The organism is Mediterraneibacter sp. 210702-DFI.3.120 (assembly GCF_020561005.1).
GTDB classification, from domain to species: Bacteria; Bacillota; Clostridia; order Lachnospirales; family Lachnospiraceae; genus Mediterraneibacter; species Mediterraneibacter faecis.
The window spans coordinates 1-2,454 of sequence record NZ_JAJCNG010000055.1; the positions used below are offsets into that span (position 1 = coordinate 1).

A 2,454-nucleotide genomic window follows, 5' to 3' on the forward strand; every position below is an offset into this window, starting at 1 on the left:
ATACCCCCATATAGGACTTTTATATTTCATTGTCCTATATGAGGGTAGCATATCACAATTGTCGGTTCTTTTTTCTGTATAGATTTCCTGTTTTTGCAGTTCTCGGGCAACAATATCCTCTCTCTTCGTTGACTTGAACACTCTCACCATGCTTTAACAATGGAATATAATTCCCTTTCTGCTTTAAAATCAAAGAATCCTTTCGATTCTGCATATTTTATGTCTAAAAGAAAAGTATCTGTTGAGGATAAGACATATGCTGTAAATCTATATCTGGATGGAAAAGAAAGCCAACGGCGAATTGCCGATATGTTTGATGTAAGTCTTGCATCTGTCCAACAATGGATTCGAAACTATGAATCTATGGGAGTAAATGCATTCACATTGAAAGGAAATAAAAAATATTCCAAAGAATTGAAACAACAAGCAGTCTTAGATTATTTAGCAGGCCATGGTTCTCAAAATGATATTTGCAAAAAATGCGGGATCCGTTCAAAAGGTAAGTTACAAACTTGGATAAAGAAGTATAATGGTCATGTAGAATTAAAATCTTCTGGAACAGGAGGAAGCATTGTCATGACCAAAGGAAGAAAAACCACTTTTGAAGAACGGGTTGAAATAGTACAGTATTGTATCGCACATGATCGTAATTATGCCCAAACAGCAGAACAATACCAGGTGTCCTATCAACAGGCTCGCAATTATATAGTCAAATATGAAGCTGGTGGAGTGGAAGCTTTAAGAGATAACCGTGGCAAACGAAAACGTCCCGATGAAATGAGTGAATTAGAAAAGCTGCGTGCTGAAGTTAAAATTTTAAAAGCAGAGAAAGAACGTGCTGAAATGGAGGCATCTTTTTTAAAAAAACTCGAAGAAATAGAGAGGAGGCGGGGCTAAGCCTGGTCCGTCATGAACATATATATCAGGCAATCAAAGAAGAACATGAAGATCATAATTATTCAGTTGCTGCACTTTGTAAACTTGGTAATGTTTCTAGAGCAGCTTATTATAAATGGCTACACAGAGAAATTCCTAAAAGTGAGCAAAAGAATAGGCTTATTGCTGACGAGATAGAAAAGATTCATACAGACTCACCGGATAAAGGCTATCGAAGAATCAGAGATGATTTGGAACGATATCATGGTATTGATGTAAACGATAAACGTGTACTACGCATTTGCCGTAAACTTAATATAAAATCAACTGTCAAGTATTCTAACAACGGAGGCACAAGACAGGCTGCAAACCCTCAGTATATAGCGGAAAACATACTTAATCGGGAGTTCACTGCCAAAGCACCAAATGAAAAATGGCTCACTGATGTGACAGAATTCCATTATTATATTGGATTGGAAAAGCATAAAGTTTATCTAAGTGCAATACTGGATCTATATGATAGACGGATTGTTTCGTATGTTATTCGTGATAAGAACAACAATGCTTTGGTGTTTGATACGATAGACAATGCTTTACTTAGAAATCCTGGTGCGCAGCCACTGTTTCACAGTGACAGGGGGTTCCAATATACGAACAGGACATTTCATACAAAACTTGTAAATGCTGGAATAATACAAAGCATGTCGCGAGTTGCTAAATGTATCGACAATGGACCAATGGAAGGGTTTTGGGGAATTCTGAAGAGAGAGCGATACTATGGAAAACGATTCACTGATAGAAGTACTCTCGTAAAAATGATCGAAGATTATATAGATTACTACAACAACAAACGTTTGCAAAGGAATCTTGGAATTTTAACACCAATGGAAAAACATGAAATTTACTTGCAAGCTGCATAAAAACTGCCAGCAGATAAATTTCTGCTGGTAGGAAAAATTTATATTTTTTCAATTGTCTACTTGACGGGGAGCAGTTCAATAGCCGCTTCAACTATAGACAGAACTATTTCTATAACTTAATTTTTCCAAAACATAAACCTTAAAAAAAGCAGTATTATTAAAAAAGTAAAAACAAATTTTTCTGTTTTACAGTATGTTTGCATAGAAAAGTATTTCTTTCTACAGAAAGAGTAAATCATGGTACAAGCAAGTGAAATAGAAAAAAATATTTTAAAATTCATAGTATCTATGTGCTCAGGAAAGAACATCATAATAGACCAAAGAATCACGAGCAAAAGAACTATTATATAGTGGAAAATTTTTTGAATCTTATTATTATTCATATCACTCCTTTATAACCTCCTCTCTTTTTTCTTTATTCTGCTCTTCTTCCGTTTTTGTATTTGTATATTCCTGTTCTGCGTATTCTTTTATCTTCTGAACCGCGTCTTTTGGACTCCGTCCAGGACGGTATTCAAAACTTCCATTCGTGAACTTCAGCTCATAAATCGGCATCGACTGTTGTAATATTGCCTATTGGATGATGCAATCTATGACGGTAGGAATTCCTAACTTTCGCATTTCTCCGTCTGGTTTTGGAATTTCCACTCTTCTGACT

General features: G+C 35.5%; 2 protein-coding genes and 1 pseudogene. 2 read left to right on the forward strand and 1 reads right to left on the reverse strand.

The window, feature by feature from the left end; all coding sequences use genetic code 11:
* The first annotated feature begins 159 nt into the window (after nucleotides 1-159).
* Together LI162_RS15085 and LI162_RS15090 are read left to right on the forward strand one after the other, a co-directional pair.
* Nucleotides 160-897 carry a helix-turn-helix domain-containing protein gene (locus tag LI162_RS15085; protein ID WP_198415744.1) on the forward strand — a complete coding sequence of 246 codons (738 nt, stop codon included), beginning with the start codon at nucleotides 160-162 and terminating at the stop codon, nucleotides 895-897.
* Nucleotides 898-929: 32 nt separating this feature from the next.
* Nucleotides 930-1,796, forward strand: coding sequence for an IS3 family transposase (locus tag LI162_RS15090; RefSeq protein ID WP_055158557.1), 867 nt, complete (start codon nucleotides 930-932; stop codon nucleotides 1,794-1,796).
* A 444-nt stretch (nucleotides 1,797-2,240) separates the two neighbouring features.
* On the opposite strand, the pseudogene LI162_RS15980 reads toward LI162_RS15090, so the two are convergent.
* Nucleotides 2,241-2,454, reverse strand: a pseudogene (locus LI162_RS15980) (group II intron reverse transcriptase/maturase); the annotation flags it as partial.

Bases quoted from the DNA above. Each gene is read 5' to 3' on its own strand.
- LI162_RS15085 (WP_198415744.1), top strand. From the start codon at position 160: ATGGAATATAATTCCCTTTCTGCTTTAAAATCAAAGAATCCTTTCGAT.